This is a genomic window from Thermococcus chitonophagus (assembly GCF_002214605.1).
GTDB classification, from domain to species: domain Archaea; phylum Methanobacteriota_B; class Thermococci; order Thermococcales; family Thermococcaceae; genus Pyrococcus; species Pyrococcus chitonophagus.
Genome location: NZ_CP015193.1, coordinates 222,288 through 242,338 on the forward strand (window position 1 = coordinate 222,288; position 20,051 = coordinate 242,338).

General features: G+C 44.9%; 22 protein-coding genes. 12 read left to right on the forward strand and 10 right to left on the reverse strand.

All coding sequences use genetic code 11. The features are described from left to right. Positions 1 to 31: 31 nt before the first annotated feature. Entirely contained in the window at positions 32 to 463 is a 432-nt protein-coding gene (locus tag A3L04_RS01315; protein ID WP_068576004.1) for a cobalamin-dependent protein, read from the reverse strand. A gap of 128 nt (positions 464 to 591) precedes the next feature. Here A3L04_RS01315 and A3L04_RS01320 point away from each other — a divergent pair, with 128 nt between their 5' ends. Further along, positions 592 to 1,188 (forward strand): DUF7411 family protein, encoded by a 597-nt coding sequence (locus A3L04_RS01320; RefSeq protein WP_068576006.1) that lies wholly within the window; start codon positions 592 to 594, stop codon positions 1,186 to 1,188. A gap of 45 nt (positions 1,189 to 1,233) precedes the next feature. Here the strand turns inward: A3L04_RS01320 and A3L04_RS01325 are convergent, their stop codons facing one another. Continuing rightward, positions 1,234 to 2,943, reverse strand: coding sequence for a hypothetical protein (locus A3L04_RS01325; protein ID WP_068576007.1), 1,710 nt, complete (start codon positions 2,941 to 2,943; stop codon positions 1,234 to 1,236). A gap of 118 nt (positions 2,944 to 3,061) precedes the next feature. Between A3L04_RS01325 and A3L04_RS01330 the strand changes: the two genes are divergently transcribed. Genes A3L04_RS01330 through A3L04_RS01345 form a run of 4 tightly spaced genes read left to right on the forward strand, consistent with a single transcriptional unit; the run spans position 3,062 to position 6,750 of the window. After that, on the forward strand, positions 3,062 to 4,528 hold the full coding sequence (locus A3L04_RS01330; RefSeq protein ID WP_068576009.1) for a DHH family phosphoesterase: 1,467 nt from the start codon (positions 3,062 to 3,064) through the stop codon (positions 4,526 to 4,528). 1 nt (position 4,529) lies between these two features. Continuing rightward, the gene (locus tag A3L04_RS01335) at positions 4,530 to 6,059 is read left to right on the forward strand and encodes a dihydropteroate synthase-like protein (RefSeq protein WP_068576011.1); all 1,530 of its coding nucleotides are present in this window, start codon (positions 4,530 to 4,532) and stop codon (positions 6,057 to 6,059) included. A gap of 6 nt (positions 6,060 to 6,065) precedes the next feature. Then, positions 6,066 to 6,260 (forward strand): hypothetical protein, encoded by a 195-nt coding sequence (locus A3L04_RS11075; RefSeq protein WP_172799777.1) that lies wholly within the window; start codon positions 6,066 to 6,068, stop codon positions 6,258 to 6,260. Beyond that, positions 6,250 to 6,750, forward strand: coding sequence for a PUA domain-containing protein (locus tag A3L04_RS01345; RefSeq protein WP_068576013.1), 501 nt, complete (start codon positions 6,250 to 6,252; stop codon positions 6,748 to 6,750). Before A3L04_RS11075 ends, A3L04_RS01345 begins: the two co-directional genes overlap by 11 nt. On the opposite strand, the gene A3L04_RS01350 is transcribed toward A3L04_RS01345, so the two are convergent. The 5 genes from A3L04_RS01350 to speD all read right to left on the reverse strand — a co-directional run bounded on the left by A3L04_RS01350 (position 6,751) and on the right by speD (position 11,535). Next, the gene (locus tag A3L04_RS01350) at positions 6,751 to 7,596 is read right to left on the reverse strand and encodes an SDH family Clp fold serine proteinase (RefSeq protein ID WP_088859095.1); all 846 of its coding nucleotides are present in this window, start codon (positions 7,594 to 7,596) and stop codon (positions 6,751 to 6,753) included. A gap of 46 nt (positions 7,597 to 7,642) precedes the next feature. Continuing rightward, on the reverse strand, positions 7,643 to 9,340 hold the full coding sequence (locus A3L04_RS01355) for a DUF505 family protein (RefSeq protein WP_068576017.1): 1,698 nt from the start codon (positions 9,338 to 9,340) through the stop codon (positions 7,643 to 7,645). A 62-nt stretch (positions 9,341 to 9,402) separates the two neighbouring features. Continuing rightward, positions 9,403 to 10,248: a transcriptional regulator gene (locus A3L04_RS01360; RefSeq protein WP_068576019.1), complete on the reverse strand. Its 846-nt coding sequence runs from the start codon at positions 10,246 to 10,248 to the stop codon at positions 9,403 to 9,405. Positions 10,249 to 10,261: 13 nt separating this feature from the next. After that, complete coding sequence (locus A3L04_RS01365; protein ID WP_068576021.1) at positions 10,262 to 11,005, reverse strand: KaiC domain-containing protein; 744 nt, start codon at positions 11,003 to 11,005, stop codon at positions 10,262 to 10,264. Positions 11,006 to 11,112: 107 nt separating this feature from the next. Further along, positions 11,113 to 11,535, reverse strand: coding sequence for an adenosylmethionine decarboxylase (speD, locus tag A3L04_RS01370; RefSeq protein ID WP_068576022.1), 423 nt, complete (start codon positions 11,533 to 11,535; stop codon positions 11,113 to 11,115). Positions 11,536 to 11,904: 369 nt separating this feature from the next. On the opposite strand from speD, the gene A3L04_RS01375 reads away from it, so the two are divergent. Beyond that, complete coding sequence (locus A3L04_RS01375) at positions 11,905 to 12,600, forward strand: DUF92 domain-containing protein (protein WP_068576024.1); 696 nt, start codon at positions 11,905 to 11,907, stop codon at positions 12,598 to 12,600. Positions 12,601 to 12,645: 45 nt separating this feature from the next. Here A3L04_RS01375 and A3L04_RS01380 read toward each other — a convergent pair whose 3' ends face one another. Beyond that, on the reverse strand, positions 12,646 to 13,416 hold the full coding sequence (locus A3L04_RS01380) for an MBL fold metallo-hydrolase (protein ID WP_068576026.1): 771 nt from the start codon (positions 13,414 to 13,416) through the stop codon (positions 12,646 to 12,648). A 56-nt stretch (positions 13,417 to 13,472) separates the two neighbouring features. Between A3L04_RS01380 and A3L04_RS01385 the strand changes: the two genes are divergently transcribed. The 6 genes from A3L04_RS01385 to radA all read left to right on the forward strand — a co-directional run bounded on the left by A3L04_RS01385 (position 13,473) and on the right by radA (position 17,774). Further along, positions 13,473 to 14,090 carry an HVO_0476 family zinc finger protein gene (locus A3L04_RS01385; RefSeq protein WP_068576028.1) on the forward strand — a complete coding sequence of 206 codons (618 nt, stop codon included), beginning with the start codon at positions 13,473 to 13,475 and terminating at the stop codon, positions 14,088 to 14,090. A 26-nt stretch (positions 14,091 to 14,116) separates the two neighbouring features. Then, positions 14,117 to 14,656 carry a DUF998 domain-containing protein gene (locus tag A3L04_RS01390; RefSeq protein WP_068576030.1) on the forward strand — a complete coding sequence of 180 codons (540 nt, stop codon included), beginning with the start codon at positions 14,117 to 14,119 and terminating at the stop codon, positions 14,654 to 14,656. A gap of 21 nt (positions 14,657 to 14,677) precedes the next feature. Next, positions 14,678 to 15,376, forward strand: a complete 699-nt coding sequence (locus A3L04_RS01395) for a SagB/ThcOx family dehydrogenase (RefSeq protein WP_068576032.1) — start codon at positions 14,678 to 14,680, stop codon at positions 15,374 to 15,376. Further along, positions 15,373 to 15,546: a hypothetical protein gene (locus tag A3L04_RS11115; RefSeq protein ID WP_172799778.1), complete on the forward strand. Its 174-nt coding sequence runs from the start codon at positions 15,373 to 15,375 to the stop codon at positions 15,544 to 15,546. Before A3L04_RS01395 ends, A3L04_RS11115 begins: the two co-directional genes overlap by 4 nt. 30 nt (positions 15,547 to 15,576) lie before the next feature. Next, complete coding sequence (locus tag A3L04_RS01400; RefSeq protein ID WP_068576034.1) at positions 15,577 to 16,596, forward strand: potassium channel family protein; 1,020 nt, start codon at positions 15,577 to 15,579, stop codon at positions 16,594 to 16,596. Between the two features lie 113 nt (positions 16,597 to 16,709). After that, positions 16,710 to 17,774, forward strand: a complete 1,065-nt coding sequence (radA, locus tag A3L04_RS01405; protein ID WP_068576036.1) for a DNA repair and recombination protein RadA — start codon at positions 16,710 to 16,712, stop codon at positions 17,772 to 17,774. On the opposite strand, the gene A3L04_RS01410 is transcribed toward radA, so the two are convergent. Then, the gene (locus tag A3L04_RS01410) at positions 17,771 to 18,766 is read right to left on the reverse strand and encodes an AAA family ATPase (protein ID WP_231963821.1); all 996 of its coding nucleotides are present in this window, start codon (positions 18,764 to 18,766) and stop codon (positions 17,771 to 17,773) included. The genes radA and A3L04_RS01410 overlap by 4 nt on opposite strands. A 208-nt stretch (positions 18,767 to 18,974) precedes the next feature. Next, positions 18,975 to 20,048 carry an SPOUT family RNA methylase gene (locus A3L04_RS01415; protein WP_068576037.1) on the reverse strand — a complete coding sequence of 358 codons (1,074 nt, stop codon included), beginning with the start codon at positions 20,046 to 20,048 and terminating at the stop codon, positions 18,975 to 18,977. Positions 20,049 to 20,051: the final 3 nt, after the last annotated feature.

A 20,051-nucleotide genomic window follows, 5' to 3' on the forward strand; every position in this document is an offset into this window, starting at 1 on the left:
TGGAGAAATTATCCAGATATAAAATATAAAGTTAGCTCGAGCAGAACTTCTTAAGCTTCTCAACGTTCTTGTCTATGAACTCGATTATCTCTTGGAGGGGAGTTCCTGGGCCGAAAACTTCAGCTACCCCCATCTTCTTAAGCTCTTCAGCATCATCTGGAGGGATTATTCCGCCAGCAATTACCAATATATCTTCATTTGGTTTTATTCCCCTTTCTTCAAGTAATTTTAATATCTTTGGTATTAAAACCATGTGGGCCCCAGAGAGTATGCTTATTCCCAGAACGTCTATATCCTCCTCAACTACTGCCTCAACTATTTGTTCTGGAGTTTGCCTTATTCCAGTGTAAATAACCTCATAACCTGCATCTCTTAATGCCCTTGCAACAACCTTTGCACCTCTATCGTGACCGTCAAGCCCTGGCTTAGCTATGAGAACCCTCACCTTTGACCTCTCAACCATTTTTCCCACCCACAATTTTTATTTCCATGAAATAGTATTTAAGTGTTGCTAAATGTCAAGATTTTGGACATTTTATCCCGACTTTTGCAAGGGTAACTTCTTTTATCCCTGAGGTAAAAGGAGCGAACATGAAAGAAGTTTATCATTTATTCAGCGGGGGTAAGGATTCTTCGCTGGCAGCATGGATACTTTCAAGGATGGGGTATGAAGTTAAGCTTGTCACAGTGACGTTTGGCATTCTTGATAACTGGAGGTTCGCTAAAGAGACTGCAGAGATACTCGGATTCGAGCATGAAGTAGTTAAAGCCCCCAGGGAAATAATGGAAAGAGCAATAAAGATGTGCATCGAGGATAGAAGGCCTGGACGGGCCATTCAGTACATTCACGAGAGGGCCTTAGAGCTTATAGCCTCCAGGGAAGAAGTGAAAAGAATCAGTGATGGGACAAGAAGAGACGATAGAGTTCCCTTTTTAGACCTTAGAAAGACCCGCTCCCTTGAAGACAGGTTTAACGTTGCATACATGAGACCTCTCCTGGGGCTTGGATATAAGACGATAAGGGAGCTAGTCAACGAGATATTCATCGTGAAGGAAGATGAAAGTGAAAAGCTTGAAAAAGGAGATTACGAGACAGAACTAAGGTATGCACTGAGAGAAAAAGGGATAAACCCCAGGGACATTTTCCCCCCAAGGCACATTCAATCAAGAGTCGTCGGGCTGAGATGATGAACTCGGCAGGTCCTGAATCGTGATGAGGATCTTGAGTGCTGATCACCTGACCAATATGTTTAGTCTCTTTATCCTTATTTGCACCTGGTGTTCCCTTGAAACTTCCCTGAGGATCCTTGTAATTATTTCAGTAGCCCTTCTTTTAATCTCCTCTTCATTAGCGCTTGCAAGAGCACCGAACAGGCCTTCCTCCTCCAACTTAGCTAAACTTGCCTCAACCAATAATTCAATGGTGCTTCCGTTTATCTCATAATTAACCTTGAGCCATCTCAAACTAGCTCTTGGTATGTTTTTGAGTTCTTCCTGCATTCTCTGCTTTAGATCTTGAACGGCAGCATTTATCCTTGACATCATGAAGGTCTTCTCCATTTCCTTCTTCTTGTCCTCTAGGAGATAACTTAATTCTTCAATTCCCGCCTCTTTTAGCATCTTTTCTACTTCCTTCTCTATTTCCTCTTTCTTCTTGAGTATTTCCGCCGCTTTTGCTGAGAACTCAGTCTCCATTGGCTTTGTGAGTGCAACATCAACATGGTTGACCCACACGTACTTTCCAACGATCTTGGTAAGCTCCGAGGCATGCCTCTTTGCTAAGCTTATCACCTTCGCCTGCAACCTCGGTTCATCGATGTCCTTAGACTTGCCCTCTAACCTAATATTTATCTCAAACTCCCTAACTCCTCCAAATACCTCAATGTCAAGTCTGTTAACCAGAACTCCTTCATTTTCTATCTCCTTCAACAGGGTTCTAGCAAAGCCAACAAAGTACTGTTTGAATTTTGGATCAATAGTTAGGTATAGATTAGGAGTTATGCGGTGTGTAGGTGGACGAGTTAGTCTCCATAAAGTCACGTCTTCCCTCTCTCTAGCCTCCATAGAACTCATTTCCCCACCAACTACAACATTTAACTTGAAATCCTTAATTATAGGCTTTAGATCAGTTGCTCTCCTTATCTTGGGTATGTGCTTGTGAAGAATGAACAAACCCTTCCTTTTCATTATCTCTGGATTCCCACTCTCAGCCACTATGTAGAATTCCCCGACCAAGGCAAGAGTTCCCTCTCCAACTTCACCATCTATCTTCACTGACCTTAGCTGCGCGCCCTGGAGGTTGGAAGAGATATCAGCCTTAACAAGCCCAATATATTCTTTTAGAGCATCCTCAATTCTCTTTCTTAAGGATTCAGGAACTTCATTCCCATTTTTACCCTTGATTTCAATGACGATCTCCTCTTTAATCTCGGGCTGTGGGACCTCAGCTTTCTTTTCTTCCTTAATTTCTTCCGTCTTCTGCATTATTTCTTTTATCTCTTCCTCTTTCTCTTCTTTAGCTTCGGTAATTGCTTCTTCTATCGTCTCCTTAGCCTTTTTCTTGAAGACCTCTGAAAGCGGGACAGCGGGAGTTTTTGAGTATACATCAATGTTATTGGCCAATACAAGCTTGAAGGTTGTATCATCTAGACCGTAAGCAGTGACAATGAGTGGTATATCTGCAAGCTCTGCAAGCTTCCTTATCGCATCCTCTCCATAAACCTTCTCATTCTTTTGCACGTAAGTACACTCTATGGCCAGTAAGCGGGATTTATCGGCAAGCACCTCAATAACGTAACTATCACTTTCATCCTTGCCAAATATCTTAGCGTAAACTCCCCTGACATCTTTGGATTTTAGAAGATCCTGAAGCGTGTTCAGAACTTCATCCCCTGATAGACATACTACATTTTCTATAGAGGGCTTAATCTCGGGGATTTCCATCTTCCTCACCATTAGGTATATATATGCCAACTATCACCATGCTTTTGATTAATTTGGAAACACGCATTTAAATACATTGGAGGCTTGTATTTAAACATTGTTGGACTAGGTGGCGGGTATGAAGGTCCTTGTCTTGGGCGGTGGAGTACTTGGTAGGGCAATCGCTGAGGCCCTCATGGGTGAGTTTGATGTAACGATCATAGAAAAGGATGTAATTAGGGCCCAAACTTTAGCGGAAAGCGGTCTTCAGGTTGTTCAAGGTGACTTCTCATATACCGCCACTCTTCTCAAGGCCCACATAGAAAGAGCGGATCTCGTGATAATAACGACAACAGACGTTCAGACAATAGCAAAAACCCTACACGTAGTCCGAACAAATAACAAAGACGTCTCAGTCCTTGTTATCCTTCCGGAAGATGTTTCCGTCGAGGATATAGAGAATATATTGAAAGAGCAGTATGAAACAGAGGCCAAGATAGATTACATAATTAATCCAAGAACCGCAATAGTAAGGGCTGTAGTTGAAACTATAGAAAAAGTTGGAGAGAGTAAAAATGCAAGAAAGCTCATAAACAAGCTGAATGAAATAAAAGAGAGAGCTGAGACCTTACTTATAGTGATGCACGACAATCCTGATCCCGATTCTATGGCAAGCGCGTCAGCACTTGCCCTAATAGCGCAAACTGTTGGCCTTAAGACCCAGATAGTGTATGGAGGGGACATAACACACCACCAGAATAGGGCAATGGTAAACGTCCTAGGCATGGATCTCAGACGAGTATCTAGGGGGAGCTATGAAATCAAAAGACACTCGGCAATAGCAATCGTAGATGCCCAGCCAAACGGGAACATAACAATCTTAGATGAAGATGACCTAAAGAAAGTCGAGATAATAATAGACCACCACCAGATACTTCAAAACTTGAAAGAGAGGCTGAACCCAGAATGCTTCATTGATATAAGACCTGATGTAAACGCAACATCCTCTATCATGGTTGAGTACCTGAAAGCTTTAGAAATACCGATAAACGACACCCTTGCAACGGCCCTCTTCTATGGAATGTATATAGACACCAAGAAGTTCTCAAAGTTAAGTAGAATTGATATCAAGGCAATAGAGTTCCTGACGGGCAAAGTCAACTACGACCTTCTGGACAAGATAGAGTTCCCCGATATAAGCACCGAAACTGCAGAAATACTTGCTAGGGCAATACTTAACAGGAAAATCTACAAGAACGTTGTAATAAGTAACGTGGGATTCATAGCCAATAGGGACGCAATAGCAGAAGCTGCAGACTTCCTTTTGAGGCTTGAGGGTATAACAACTGTCCTCGTGTTTGGAATAGTTGATGACAGGATAGAGATTTCAGCAAGAACCAGAGACGTTAGGATTAACATAGGTGCAATTATGAAAGAAGCTTTCGGGGATATTGGAAGCGGAGGAGGCCATGCACAGGCAGGAGGAGCTAGAATCCCCCTAGGTATATTTAAGCTCGCTAAGGACAAGACATCCCTTCTAAGGCTCGTAGAAGAAGCGATAACTGAGAAGTTTCTAGAGGCCCTTGGAATGAAGGAGGGCCCATAATGTGAGGATCCTCCTAGTTACTGGAAAGCTTGCCGAACCCATAGTAAGGAAGTATGGAAAAGGATGCGATGTTTTTGTAGCCCCCGTTACGGTCGCTGCCTTTTTAACTCCCCGGATGATTGCCGATTACTTAGAGAAAGCCGGAGTAAAAGGATACGACATGATACTAATCCCAGGGCTTGTAAAAGGGTCAGCAAAAGAAATAGAAGATAGGGTAGGAATCCCTACTTATAAGGGCCCTAAGAATGCCATAGACCTGCCAGCTGTTTTGAAGGCAGTAAGGGAGGGATTTAAACTAAGCAGGGAAGTTCCAGCGGACGAGTTATTCTCCAAAGACACTCTTAAAAGAGTTGAAGACGTCAGAAACAAAACTTTCAACAAAAGGTACATCGAAAAAGCTCTCAAAAAGCCCTGGAACTTTTTAATAGGTAACCTACCAGTGGGGCTGGACTTTCCAACGAGGATATTGGGGGAGATAATAGACGCGCCAAAACTTACCATGGATGAAATAATCCAGCGAGCTAAATACTATTTGAGAGAGGGAGCAGACATAATCGATATCGGAATGATCAGCGGAGAGACGAATGTAGATTTTCTAGATGCAATCCCCGAAATCAGAGAAAAAGTACAGGTCCCAATTTCCCTCGACTCGCTGAATCCCAAGGAACTCAGAAAGGGTATTGAAGTAGCAGATCTTCTACTAAGCATTGATTGGAGCACCGTGGAGGATCTCGTAACTGAGAAACCCGTAGTTCTGATACCAACACATATGAAGAAAGGATACTTCCCTACTACCCCGGAAGAAAGAGTGAAGTACCTAGAAAATCTAAAGGAAAAGGCCAAAGAGCTTGGATATAAAAATATTATTCTTGATCCAATTCTTGAGCATTATCCAAACTTTGGCAGATCAATTACCACCCTCTATCTATATAGGGAGAGGAATCCAGAAGACGTGCTCCTCTCAGGGGTCGGAAATGTAACGGAAATGACGGATGCAGACAGTCCCGGGATAAACGCAATCCTTGCAGGCTTGGCAGGTGAACTCAAGATATCATTACTTTTAACCACCGAAGCCAGCCAAAAGTGTAAGGGAAGCATAAGAGAGCTCAGAAGAGGGCTTGACATGATACTTTTAGGAGGCCTCAAGGATGTTGGCCTATCACTACTAATATTAAAGGAGAAGAGGAGAAAGGAAGTTAAGTTCGAAAAGGCGAGAAGAATTATAAAAGCAAGAAGCAAGCCAGTTAAACTTGAAAGTGTTTACTTTAGGATATTCATAGATAAGGGGAAGATATACGTAAACGCCTATAGAGGAACAAAGCTAGTAGCAACTATAGAAGGGAACGAACCAAACTCCATAATCGACACAATAATTGAAATGTTCAACATCTCTCCAAGGCATGCCTTTTACCTAGGGAGAGAACTTGAAAAAGCTTATACAGCCTTAAAGCTCGGAAAATCATATATTCAAGAAGAAGAGCTGTTCCCAGACTTCTATTCCTCAGAAACATTTATAACCAAAAAGAAATAACCATAGATGAGGGATCCCAGTATGCAGCCAAAAAAGAAAGTTAAAAAGGAGTTCGAGGAGGAAGAAGAGCTCCTTGAGGAGATGGAAGAAGATTGGGTAGAGGAAGAAGACTGGGAGGACTGGGAAGAGGAAGAGTGGGAAGAAGAGGAATGGTACGAGGAGGAAGAGGAAGAGTGGGAAGAGGAAGAAGATGAGTGGTGAGATAAGAGTTAGGAGAGCCTCTTCCTGGGAGCTTGATTTAATTTTGAAGGAAGCTGAAAAGTACGGGGAGCTTCTTCATGAATTTTTTATAATAGTTGAAGGTAGGTACAGGGATGTCTACGCAGTAAATGAGGACGTTTGGAGAATAATAGAGAGCCTCAAGATGAGGCCATATGGGGCCGGAACGTTTGTTGGGACTATAAAAGTCGACGAAAACCTCGTTGAAAAGTTCTACCCAAACATTGAATTCTTCAGCTTCATCAGGATAGAAAAGAACTACGCAATCCTGGGGCCCAAAGCGTCATTCCTCTTTACAACGGGAAAGGATGCACCCAAAAAGGCCGTTAAAGAGATCAAATGGCAAGGAAGCAAGAAAATAGTTGTGATGAACGAATGGGGAGATGTAATAGGACTGGGAATAGTAAATCCAAAAGAAGAAAGAAGGTTCATAAAGAACCTAGCGGACGTTGGTGAGTTTCTTAGGAGATAACTACTGCTTTCCACTCTCCTGCTTCACTGGATATGGAACAAATTCCACCGTTCCTCTCTGCCTCACTGGCTGTTTGTAGAGCTCCATTAAGGCGTAAACTTCCTCAGGAACATCGGTTGAAACATTTAAACCTAACTTCTTAGCCTCCTCAACCGTTATTGGATAATCATGAGTCCCTCTGCCCTCAGTTAAAATCTGAGCGAGCTCCTTAGCTTTCTCCTCCCCGTACTTATCCTTCAGTAGGTTGTATATGAAATCCCTTACCTGCCTAATTGCCTTCTCTGCAACATCGGCCAGTATAAGGGTTTGATCATCTACCTTATCTGCACCTTTCTTTTCAACGGCCCTGAGTATGCTTGGAGCAGGATATTGGCCAAGCTGAGGGTCTACAGGACCTAAAACGGCATGGGGATCCATTATTATCTTATCTGCCGCTAAAGCTATCAATGTTCCACCGCTCATGGCATAGTGGGGAACTATAACTCTAGTTTCAGCAGGATGATCCTTCAGGGCCTTTGCAATCTGAGTTGCAGCCAATACTAATCCTCCTGGAGTATGAATTATTAGGTCTATTGGCTTATCTTTGGGAGCCATTCTTATCGCCCTTAGAACTTCCTCACTATCCTCGATGCTGATGAACCTATACACTGGAATTCCAAAGAGTCCGATGCTCTCCTGCCTGTGTATCAGGGTTATCACTGTAGAATTCCTCTTCCTGGAGAGCTTCTGGAGTAGCTTGGCCCTCATTATCTGGAGCTGCCTGTACTGCATCTGTGGCCAGAGGAGGATGTACAGGAACAGGAACCACCATATCAGCGAGCCAAAAAATCCACTAAGGGGATCCATACTTATCGCCACCCACTAACTTCTACACATCTAAGATTAATAAAAGTTAAAGGGAATAAGCATCTAGAATAATTTTCCCAGCCTCAGTTATGCTCTTGCTTCCTAAGAAGCCTAGGGCCCTCAGCATTGTCAGGGCCTTCTTAATTTCCTCCTCACTTAAGCTAAGGTGCTTCTTTATCACGTCAACTTCCTCAATCTTGTAGTCCCTAGCTTCGCCCTTCTCCTTCCATATCCTGTTAAAGGTCTCGATGTTTTCTTTGATTACCCTTAGCACGTTGAAGAGCGTTGGTGTTAGGCTAAACTTGACCTTTATTATCTCCTGAAGCTTCGCACTCTCTATCGCACTCTTAACTTTCTCCCCAAGCTCCGTCAGCTTGACCATTCCATTCTGGAGCTCTATGATGAACCCCTTGGCCTCGGCTTCTCCAATTGCCCTGATAATGTCTTTCTCATCTCCACCTATGTAGTCCTTAACTAGTCTCACCAGCTCGTCCCTGTGGATGTACTTCTTCTTGGGGAGCTTAGCTAAGATTGCTGCATCATATCTTGTGAGGTATGGCTTTCTCTTTATTTCCCTGGAAAGCTTAAGATAGAACCTGCCCTTATCGGTTACACCAGCCCTGACTATTCCCTCCTCTTGTGCCTTGATTACCCACTCCGCTATTGGAACATCACCGCTCTCAGCGTAAGTTACAGCTTTCATCGCATCAACACTAACAGGTCCATGCTCAAGAGCTTTCCTGCCCCAATCGGTAAGCCAGTAAGTATCTCTACCTTTTACGAACCTCCTTTCTATTAACTCCTTACTCTCAAGGAGGTGCAACAGCTCGCCGATATCTTCAATTCCAGCCTTCTCCCTTATCTCCTTCTCCGTTGGCAACACATCTGGGTTAGTTTTGTTCTTCTCCTCTATCTCCCTAATTGCGCTAAGGACTTTGATCTCGTCTTCAAGCACGTATATCGGTAGAACTTTCTCTTCCTCCCTAGTCATTGCTTCGTAAGTGTCTGAAATTGCCTTTCCAAACTCTGTAACTCCCTTCTCGTTAACGAGCCCCATGCTTTCCAGTTCTCCCGTTTTCCTACCAGCCTTGAGGGCTTCGAAATCTTCTTTCCTTAGGACTATAGCCCTCGCGAATACTGGAATCATCGAAAGTGCTCTCAGTGCTAACTTTGCAGCGGGTGTCGTTGAGAACGCGCTACCCTTCTCTGTCGGTGGTGAGATCTTAAGAAGCCTCATCGCTTGAAGGGCATTTATAATGTTATCACCGTAGGCCTTTGAGTTCTTGAAAGTTATCAGCTCATCAAGCGTTCCTATCTTGGGCATTCCCCTTAAGAACGAGGCTATTTCAGGGGTCAGATATACAACGGGATGAGTACTCCTGTAGACCTCGAGGATAGCCCTTCCGAACTCTGTTATTCCATTTTCATCGGCAAGCTTCCTCTCCTTCAGTATCTCCATCCACTTCTCCGGAACTTTGCCGGTCTCTTCCAGTAGCTCGAGCATTTTAATTACCGCAGAATCTGCTATAGTGTCTGGCAACTCTAGGCCTTCCGCGGCCTTTACTATTTTCCTTCCGGCTTCGGTTATAATAATTCTATTACCCTGTATCTCTGCAAGCCCCAGGATGAAAAGCTCTATTACCCTTATCTGAAACTCCTCTGGAAGCTTTGTCTCTATCTCGGCCTGGCTCTCGGTTTTAAGCATTTCCTTTAGAATTTCGATGTGCCTTTTCTTCAGGTACATGCCATCACCGATATTTTAGTAACATCATTTTTTAAAAACTTTTGGTTAATAAAAAATAGACTTTAAGCGAGAAGGGAATCAAGCACCTCTTTGGCTTTCCTTATACCATCCCTGAGCTTGTTGACTTCTTCCTCAAGGAACTTTATTTTGTCCTCGTACTCCTTGAGCCTCGCTTCAAGTTCCTCTATTTTGGCGTCCTTCTTCCTAAGCTTCTCCTCGTACTCCTTAATCTTAGTCTCAACTTCTTCAACTGCCTTTGCCTTTTCCTCAAGTTCCTTGAGTTTTGCTTCAAGCTCCTCAGCCCTCTTGGCCTTTGCCTCGTACTCCATCAGCTTAACCTTGTATTCCTTAAGCTCCTTCTCCAGCTCCTTCTTCTCTTCCTCAAGCTTCTCAAGCTTTGACTTAAGCTCCTCTATCTCCTTCTTGGCCTTCTCTAGGCTTTCAAGCTCTGCAGCCTCAACCTTTGCCTTTATCTCCTCGAACTCCCTCTTGAGCTTCTCATATTCTTTCAGTAACTTCTCATACTCTTCCTTAGCTACGACTTCCCTAAGTCCGCCCTTCTCTATCATTTCTATCGTCTTTATAAGCTCGTCGAGCTTACCCTGCTTGATCAGCTCATAGGTTTCCCTGACGAGCTGTCCCGCCTTGCTTTCGCCCTTAAGGTGCTTCCTTATCGTTGCCTCAGTCCTTCCAAGCTCCCTTGCAATTTCACTCACGGTCATTCCAGCTTTCTCTCTAGCGATTGCTCCAGCGGCAACTGCCAAGCTATCAACCCAGGTTAGCCTTTCTGCAGGATCCTTAATTAGCTCTATCACCTCTGGCCTGAAGAGAGTTGCGAATAGTAGTAAGCTCTCAAGCTGGTGAATCTCGCTCCTCGTTATTGGGTTAAGTGGAACCTCCACACTCATCTACATCACCCCCTTAAATTTCTAGAATTCTACCTCTCTTGAGCACCTTGTCAGGATACACGACTATTCCCTTGTCAGTTATATCGAACGGATGCCTCCTCATTGAGTGGCTCGTTCCCCTCATCTTCCAAACAATCAAGGATCTCTTCAGCTCTCCATCGATCTCATCTAAGTCAAGTCTAATTATTCCGTCGACACCGTGCTCAACTCCAGGCCCACCGAATCCTCTCTCTCCAACGCTTATCTGGCTGACGAATATTGATGTACATCCAGTTCCAGCTAGAACCCTCTTGAGCTGGAGTATTATGCTCCTCGCCATGGCAGGCTTGTTTATATACAGGGTGGTTACTGAGTCAACGACAACTCTCTTGGCGTTGATGTCCCTTATCGCTTGCCTGAGCACCTCTATAAATTCCCTTATATCCGTGAGATCGTGGACTATGTACTTCTCGTACTCCTTGCTCTTACCTATTCCTGCCGTAAAGGCATCGACCATCGCAAACAATCCTTCTTCCTCGTACTTCCTCACATCCCAACCAAACTGAGCCATGTTCTGCCTGACCTGAACTGGGTGTTCCTCAAGGGCAACGTAAATGCCGGGCTCGCCCATCTGAAGTCCATTCCAGAGGAACTGCTGGCTGAAGATTGTCTTACCCGTTCCAGGACCACCGCTGAGCAGGACAACGTTTCTCTCGGGGATGCCACCGTGGAGTATCTCATCCATCCCGGGAATGCCAGTCTTGACTCTCCTCGTCATGACTCTCACCCCCAAGAATTTTATTCACTTCAGGATACTATAAGCTAAGAGGTATTTAAAAGTTACGCCAAGAAGAGGTATTCCAAGAGAAGAGCAAAAAATAAAGGTCAAAGCTTCTGTCCGTTCCTTCTGTCGAGCTTCTCCTCCCACGTTAGTATAGTGTGAGTGAATGTTTGATCTTCTTCCTCAATTCCTCTCTTTATCTCTGAGACATGAGCGTATTGAGCCTTAAACTGCTCTAAAATATAGTCAACGGCCTTCTCCGGATCAGCCTTTTCACCACAGGTGTAAACATCTAGGGCTGCATAACCCTTCTCCGGCCAAGTATGGACTGATATGTGACTTTCAGCGACAATAACAACACCACTAACTCCCATTGGTGAGAACTTAAAGAAGTAGCTCGCCTTAACCTCCATGTTGCCTCTCTTTGCTGCCTCAAGGAATATCTCTCTAATCTTGTCAGGGTCAGCGATGATCTTAGGATCGCAACCTGCAGCCTCAACAACGTAGTGGTGCCCAATTGTATCCATACCTCTCACCTCCTTCTAGTCCTGTTACACTGTGAGGGTGGAACGGGGATACTTTTAAAGTTTTTTGGTCTAACGGAAAGAAATTAACGGGATTTCATCTATTTATACCGAAAGAATCTGACCGTTTTTGATTTAAGCGAAAATTTAATGGTAGTTTTTGAAAAGTTCTTAACTATAATTGCCGTTTTGTGTTTGGCCCGGTAATTTTTAAGTTAGGTAAATTTAATATGGTAGAAACTGTACATTTAAGATTTAAAGATTGACTGGGCAGAAATTTTAGATAAAAAGCCCTAAGTAGGCTTGTTTTCCTGTTCAGATCAAAGCTAAGTTTAAATACCCCAACTATCTAGGGGTAGGCAAGTGACAAGCATGAACATCATCGACATCGGTGTAATAACATTGCTTGGACTATTAAGCTACAAATCAGGAGCTCTCGACTTCAAAGGCGCAATTGGGGCAATGTTCTTGGGATATCTCATTCTCTCGCTTGGTAGCTGGGTAACTTTCTTCGCCCTGCTCACATTCCTAATAATGGGAACGCTAGCTACAAGGTTTAAGGCTAGAGAGAAGTTAGAACTTGGGAATCTTGACACGCACAGAAGTTTAGGAAACGTCCTAGGAAACGGACTTGCACCACTGTTGTTCTTGATAATTGAAGTTATTATAAAAAATGATTATGGATGGGCGGCCGTTTTTTCCTCAATAGCAACGGCAAACGCCGATACCTTAGCTAGTGAAATAGGCAAACCCCTCGGAAAGAATCCAAGGCTTATCACAAACTTTAGAAAAGCAAAGCCGGGCGAAGAAGGAGCAGTTACATTGGTAGGAGAATTAGCGGCCCTCCTAGGTGCTCTAGTAATTGGGCTAATTGGAACATTTTCAATAAGCGACTACAAGCTCAAAATGCTTCTTTCGGTAACAATTGCTGGCTTTATAGGAGCTAATATAGACAGCTTAATAGGAGCGACGCTTGAAAGAAGAGGACTCGTTGATAATAATGGAACAAACTTTATAGCTACCCTTATAGGAGGAGTACTTGGGGCGGTGATGTTCCTCCTCATGTGATGAGATGGCGGATTGCTGAAGGGTGATGAAGACCTTAGGGACTGATCAGAGCTCTACAATTGTAAAATCCTTGGCAACTTCTCCCTTAATTCCAGCCTCCCTAACCTTCTTCTCCAAAATCTCATGGGGATAGTTGCTGTGACTTATATGGGCAAACACGGTGTACTCAGCATTAACCTTCTTGGCCAACTCTATTGAGTCCTTAACACCAAGGTGAACCCCAGGAATTGACTCCTTCTTCGTCATCTCAGGGATTAAAAGATCAACGTCCCGTAACAGGTCAAGAACCTTCTCATCGTTAAGGATCTCAGGGCCGGTATCTCCCGTTACGCCAATCTTAACTCCATTTATCTCTATTAGAAATCCCCCGGCAACTTCTATGGAGTGCTTCACCGGGAAATGCACTACCTTCGCCTTTCCAATATTATATTCTTTCCAGAACTCTAGGGTTTCGTACTCCCATTTATACCCACGAGGCATTATATCCCCAAAGGCCAGCCTAGAAAGATCCTGGGCGGTTCTAATGCCAAGCTCGTTCGAGTAAAAGCTAATCTCCTTAAACACCTGAAGGTCTGGAACCCCGAAGATGTGGTCAAAGTGTGCGTGAGTTATCAGGACGTGCTTGACCCTCTTGTTAGTCTTCTCCAAGTGGTAGTGCAGATCAGGGCTTGGATCAATTAATATCCCTTCAACGTAAACGGAGAACCTCGTCCTCCTGTACATGGGGTTAAGCCTTGCCCTCACGCAGTTCTCACAGGTGCACAGGGGCCTTGGAGTTCCACTGTACGATCCAGATCCCAAGATTATGACCCTCATTCTCCCACCCCAAAAGTTCTTAACCCAACCTTCCGCTTAAGCTTCAGGGTGAGAGTATGGAAGAGTACTTCATCTGTCCAGAGTGCGGGAGTGAGGATGTAGAGGTAATCAAGGAGAGAGGGAGGGAGATCACACTAAAGTGCAACGAGTGCGGTCACGTTTGGATGATCACTCTCCCCAAGCTCAAAAAGGTTCCGGTCATAGTCAGCAAACATGAGAGGAGCTTTAGGGAGTTCGCAGAGCTACCAGAAGACGAAACGGTAAAGGTGGGGGATGTAATTGAGCTCGAGAACGATGAAGTGAGGGTATTGAGCATAGAGCTCCCAGGAGGAAAAAGAGTTAGGAGGGCAAAAGTGCAGGAGATCCAGACGATATGGGGCGAGAGCTTAACGTACCCAAAGGTCTTCGGCGTATCGATATACCTCCCAGGGGGAATAACACAGTCTTTCAAAGTTGTAGTTGACAGAGATGAAGAATTCGTCGTTGGGGAGGTTATCGAGGTTGGAGGGTACACATTCAAAGTTGAGATGATAAAAACCGAAAGAAAGCTTATGAGAAGCGGAAAGGCCAAGGCAGATAAGATAGTCAGACTAATGGGGCACGCAATAAGGGGAAGAGCAAGAAGAAAACTTAAGGTCTATGAAGGTTACGAATCGCTACAGAAAGAAAGTTAATAACGCTAAAGAGCGAAGTAAAGAACATGAAGAAGCTAGCGTACATCGGGCCTGTAATTTCGGTTGGTGGAGTACTCCTCTCTTATTTGATACATAGAGACTGGTGGAGAATAACTAAAAACGCTATAAGTGACCTTGGCAAGGTCGGCCTCCCCTACAACTGGGTTATGAACGTCTCCTTAATCATTGGAGCACTCCTCTTGATGATTTTTTCAGCCTCAATGATAGTGAAAAGTGAGAAGCTCCAGTGGAAGATAAGCTTTGGAGTGTACCTCTTAGGGATGTTCTTCTTGGCTCTCGTTGGCATATTCCCTGAGGGAACAAGCCCACATTATGAAGTGAGCTGGGGATTCTTTATATTCACGTTTTTAGCAGTGCTTGCAACATCTATTTCCCTCCTTTTGGAGGGAGACAAAACTGGAATTTTTGGTCTCGTAGTTTTTGTGGTAGGAGCTGCCCTCTCACTTTGGGCCCTTCACAGGTTTGAAGGGGTTGCGGTTGCAGAAACTATAGGCGTCATTGCATTCCTGGTCTGGCACTATACCTTACTCAAAAGGTTAAAATAGTATGAACTCAAAGTAACATGGATGAAGAGGCTTGCATGGTTCACTGTTTTCCTCGTTATAGTCAGTAGCCTAGCGATTTTGCTAAAGCCCTACCTACCTAAGGAAAGAGGTGAAATAGCAATGACGGGAGAAATAATCAAGCTACCAGAGCCAAGACTCAAGGGAGATATGAGTGTTGAGGAGGCAATAGCAAAGAGGAGGAGCATAAGGAAGTACAGGAACGAGCTCTTAACCCTCCAAGAGCTCTCACAGCTGTTATGGGCGGCCCAGGGAATAACCGAACCAAACAGGAAGTTCAGAGCTGCACCGAGTGCAGGGGCAACTTACCCATTCGAAGTTTACGTGGTCGTTGGAAAGGTAAAGGGTCTTGAACCTGGGATATATCACTACGATCCCTTCTCGCATTCAATAAGACTCGTGAAGAGGGGAGACTTTAGGAAAGCACTCCAGAAAGCGGCGTTAAATCAGGCATGGGTGGGAAGCGCAGCAATAGATATAGTCCTCGTTGCTTACTACGAGAGAACCACAAAGTACTACGGAGAGAGGGGTAAAATGTACGTCCACATGGAGGCGGGACATATTGGACAGAACATATACCTCCAAGCTACAGCGCTTAATCTGGGAACCGTGGCCGTTGGGGCCTTTTATGAAGATCAAGTAGCCGAGATACTTGGCGTAGATGGTGTTCCACTATACATATTCCCGGTGGGGAAGATATGATCGATCACTACACCCTCGGCTACCTCACCTTTGCTTTTATGAACCTCACGATGCTCTCGGGAGCCCTAATCTTCTTGGGAAGAAGGAAAAAGTTCTGGACTTATGCCCACGTGGCCCTTGCCGTTATAACCTACATCCTAATGACACTAACGATATGGGTCGTGAGATAATGATATAACCCTTGACAACTATCTTGGAACATGCTACCAGTGCCGGTGCTGAGGAAACTCCTGAAGATACACTTCAAGCTCAAGAAGAGCAGGATCGCATGGCTAGCCCTTGGAGTTTCAGTTCTCGCGGTTATATTGGCAATTCTGTTTATGGTTTTTGAGGGTCTAGACTTCTTTACCGCCCTTTATTGGGCAGTAATCACGATGTCCACTATAGGCTACGGCGATGTAACTCCAACGACTCAGGCGGGAAAGATAGTTGCAATGATAGCAGCTGTGGCTGGGATATCAAGCTTTACTGCCCTAGTTTCGCTGATAGCTGAGTACTTCCTGACATCTTCCCTAAGGAGGATGATGGGAATGCACGGTGTGAGGTTCAAAGATCACTACGTCGTTATAGGGAAGGGCCCTGGGGTTAGGGCATTTGTCGAGGAAATAATTGCGGCAATGGAAAGAGGGGAGGCCGAGAGAGGGAAGATAGTGGCAATCGTGGAGAGTGAGGATGAGAAGAGGAAGCTGAACCTTCCAGAGGAAGTAGAGGTCTTAGTTGGAGATCCCACAGAGGACGACACGCTAAAGAGGGCCTCAATAGAGAGGGCTAAACACGTAATACTGACCCCCGAAGATGACAGCAAGGCTGTGTTCATAACGCTTAAAGTCAAGAGCATGTCCAAGGCAAAAATCCATGTCGAGGCCTTGAGAGAGGAAAGTGTCCCCTTATTGAAAAATGCCGGAGCCGAAAGGGTAGTTCTAAGCAGGGGGCTTGCAGGAAGACTGCTTGCAAGCTCCATTTTTGAGCCGGAGGTAGTGAATGTCCTTGAAGATCTGATGAAGTCCAGCGAGGGGCATGATATCGTTATTATCTCAGATGAAAGGGCATGGAACAAGAAGTTTGAGGATGTCATTGAAATTTTAAGCCCAAGTTATTTCCCAATTGGTTACGTTAAGGGGGAGATGAGGTTAGCCCCACCACTTGATGAGGTAGTTCCCCAGGGAGCCAAGTTGATATGCATAACTGGCCAAAGCGATGTGAGAAAACAAGGGACGTAAGGCTTTGTTTTCCAAATTTGGGCACTCATAATCCTATTTTTAAACATTGAGAAAAGTATATAATCCCTTACCTTATACCAACCTTGAAAACTCACGCTCATAGGGTGAGGTATATGGCAAAGAAAAATAGTAACGCTGATGTTAAGGAGATCGATGAGCTTGAAGAGCTTGGCTTTGAGCCCGTGGAGGAGGTAGAAACGACAAAGAAAAAGAAGAAGGAAAAGGAGATTAGGACAATAGAGGATCTCCCTGGGGTAGGGCCAGCGACTGCAGAGAAGCTTAGAGAGGCAGGGTTCGACACGCTAGAGGCAATAGCCGTTGCATCTCCAATAGAGCTCAAGGAGGTCGCCGGAATAAGTGAGGGAGCAGCGATAAAGATAATCCAAGCCGCAAGGAAGGCCGCAAACCTAGGAACTTTCATGAGAGCTGACGAGTACTTAAAGAAGAGGGAGAGCATTGGGAGGATATCTACAGGAAGTAAGAGCCTAGATAAGCTGTTAGGCGGAGGAATAGAGACACAGGCGATAACGGAGGTATTTGGAGAGTTTGGATCAGGAAAAACGCAGCTAGCCCATACTTTAGCGGTAATGGTGCAACTTCCTCCCGAAGAGGGAGGATTACACGGTTCAGTGATCTGGATTGACACCGAGAACACCTTCAGACCAGAGAGAATTAGGGAGATCGCGAGGAATAGGGGACTTGATCCGGACGAAGTTTTAAAGCATATATACGTTGCAAGGGCCTTCAACAGCAACCACCAAATGCTACTCGTCCAACAGGCTGAAGATAAGATAAAGGAGCTTTTAAACACGGACAGACCCGTTAAGCTACTTGTGGTTGATTCACTAACGAGCCACTTCAGAAGCGAGTACATAGGGAGGGGAGCCCTAGCCGAGAGGCAACAGAAGCTTGCGAAGCACCTTGCAGATCTCCACAGGCTCGCCAACCTCTACGAGATAGCGGTGTTCGTAACCAACCAAGTCCAAGCAAGGCCCGATGCATTCTTTGGAGATCCAACGAGGCCCATTGGTGGGCACATCTTAGCCCACTCCGCAACCCTCAGAATATACCTAAGGAAGGGCAAGGGTGGGAAGAGGGTTGCAAGGCTAATAGATGCCCCACACCTTCCAGAGGGAGAGGCAGTGTTTAGGATAACCGAGAAAGGAGTAGAGGATTAAAGCCTCTTGAAAACTCTAAACATGACAGGATCTGGAATCCTGTACCTTCCGTGTCCAGTTGGCTCAAGAAATCCGTAATCAATGAGCCTGTTTATATAGTTCCTCAGGCTCCTCGGATTTATTTTAGTTTTCTTCCTTATGTCTTCAAATTTTACTCCATCACCACCCCCGCTCAGCTCAGCAACAACCTTCATTATCCCCTCGTACCTCGAGGAAAGCTTTGAGAGCTCTTTAAATTCCGAGATAACGTACGTCATTGCCTCCTCCAGAACCTTCTCTATAGCCTCCTCATGGGTCAGCCCATCGACCCTAAAGACACCGTAATGAACTAGCCACCCAGGAATTCCATTTAAGGTTTTTATTGCTGACAGCAATTCTTCTTCCCTGACATCCATTCTGACTTCCTTAAATCCCCTCTCCAAGAACTCCAAGCTCTCTGAGGGATTAAATCCCGGCAAGACTATTCTCACGTTGTACCTCCCAAAAAGAGGGGATGAGCCATCATATAACCTTAGAAACTTCTCAAGCACTCCAACTTGGGAACCAGTGAACACGAGGATTATGTTTTGGAGGGCATCAAGGACCCAGGCAAGGAATTTCGTTAGGTCTTCATTTGCAAACCTTAGGTATTGGGCCTCATCAAAGGCCACGATGACCTTTCCAATCTTGTTTAATTCTGCAAAGACGTCTATCAAGTCAAACTTATCCTTAAGTTCTAACTCAACCGGCCCAAGCTTAATTCCCTTGACTCTTGAAATAACCTCACTAAGAACGCTCCTTCCACTCAAGACCTTGTAAATGTGCTCGGCAATCACTTTCTGAGGATACTTGGAGTTAAGGGAGGTAGCGGCTCTAGCATCTATCACCACATAAGGAACACCTTCCTTGGCAATCTCATTCAACGACGCATACAGAAAGCTAGTTTTTCCTATTCTCCTAGGTCCAGTAATCAGAATGAAGTTCCTGTTCTTCTTTATAGCATCTTTAAACATTAGATATTCAGCTTCCTTCCAAACAAATCTTTAATCGATGTCTTTGGTCTCACATCGAATAGTATGGAACACTTCCCTTTAGGAATACCTCCTTGGAGTATATAAACCTAAAGATCAGCGAACCTTAAAGTCAACTTTTCTCTTCATTCTCCACTCCTCAAATCTCCTAAAGAAGGGACACCTTGACCTCCACAGCTTTATGAGCTCTTTAATCCTCTCCAGCAACTTCTCCCCTCCTCCTGAGCTCTTCCTCATAGATCGTCCACAAAGCAACTAAAGTCGCGGGAATTCCGTGTTCAGTCGCGAACGTCATGTAAGGGGCTAAATCCACGACGTAATCTGCAAACCGGAACAAGCCAACCGGAATTCCCTCCCTTGACCCTATGAAGACTACGACTTCCTTTGCATAGTACATGTCCTTTGCCAGCTTGTCCTTCACCTCATTTAAGGTTGGGCCTTTTGGATCGGTGATTATTATTAGCCTCCTGTTCCTCCTCTTGTCCCTTATGACCTGATACAGATCCCAAACCGTTACCGGAACCTTTTCAACCTGCCATGGATAGGCTTCCCTCTGTATCTGATACCTGCTCTCCTGCCCTTCCTTGACCCCCCTTATAAAGGCCATAAGCTCATAAGCGTTCATCTTCTCCTTAGGGGCAATTATGAGTTCCTTAACCTCAAAGGCCTGGGCGGCCCTTCCAATTTTCTCACCAAAGGCCCTCGCGGTCTTGTAATCTCCCCAGTAGGGCATCTGGACTATCGTCAGTTTCTTGAAAAGCTTCCTGCAGTTGGGCTTCTCCTTGGGATACTTCTTCCACTTCATGTACTCTTCCCCAGGGATAACGGAGATGTACGCTTTGTCCCCTATTATCTCGACCTGAACGACCTTATCGGGGTAGCTTAGGTTAACTTCAACATTCTTCAGATCTTTTATCCTAGCTCCAAGCACGACATTTACATCCACACTCGAGAAGTCCTTCTTCCCCCTCTTCTTCGTCCTAACAGCGAAGCTCTCACCGTCGTTTATGTGCTTCACTATCTCCTCAGCTGAATTCTTTATATCCTCAAGGGTCGCGGGAACTTCTACCAAGACTGGATAGACCTTCTCTACCTCCGGAACCTCCAGAATTTTTTGGAGAGCATTCTCCTCCTCAGCCTCAACTATAACTATCCCAGGATAACCCTCGGGGGCTATCGTGACCTTAGCGTTGGGAAGGATCTCCTTGATGTAGTTTCCGGCCACGGCCTCCATATCCATCTGGGTCTTCACGATGAACTTCATGAT